This is a genomic window from Streptomyces sp. L-9-10, from assembly GCF_004151105.1.
Classification (GTDB): Bacteria; Actinomycetota; Actinomycetes; order Streptomycetales; family Streptomycetaceae; genus Streptomyces.
Genome location: NZ_PHRF01000158.1, coordinates 1 through 522 on the forward strand (window position 1 = coordinate 1; position 522 = coordinate 522).

1 protein-coding gene is annotated in these 522 nt (G+C 69.3%); it reads left to right on the forward strand.

The genetic code is table 11. The features are described 5' to 3' along the window. On the forward strand, window positions 1–522 hold a 522-nt coding region (locus tag CU044_RS32190), incomplete at both ends, for an AMP-binding protein (protein ID WP_165372030.1).

Consider the following 522-nt stretch of genomic DNA (forward strand, 5'->3'; position numbering starts at 1 on the left):
GGCTGCTGGAGGAGTGGGGCACGGGTGAGGAGCGGTCGGAGCGGCTGACGCTGGCAGGGATCTTCCGCGCTCAGCTGGAACGGACTCCTGACCTGCCCGCGGTGATCACTGACGAGGTGACGCTGACGTACGCGGAGCTGCACGGGCGGGCGGCACGGCTGGCGCATTTCCTGATCGGTGAGGGGGTGCGTCCTGGGCAGCGCGTCGCGGTGGCGATGGAGCGCGGCGTGGAGTGGCTCGTCGCCATGCAGGCCGTCCTGCACGCGGGCGGCGTCTACGTACCGCTGGATCCGAAGTTCCCCGCCGAGCGGTTCGCGCACATGCTGGCGGACTCCGGCGCGGTACTGGTGCTCGCCGAGTCGTCGTCCCTCGGCGCGGCCATGCCCGTCGACGGTGGAGTCCGCGTTCTGGAAGTCGACTCCCTGGGTGGGGAGTTGGCGGGGTTGTCGTCGGTTCTTCCTGAGGTGTCGGTGGATGTGCGGCAGCCGGCGTATGTGATTTATACGTCGGGTTCGACGGGTG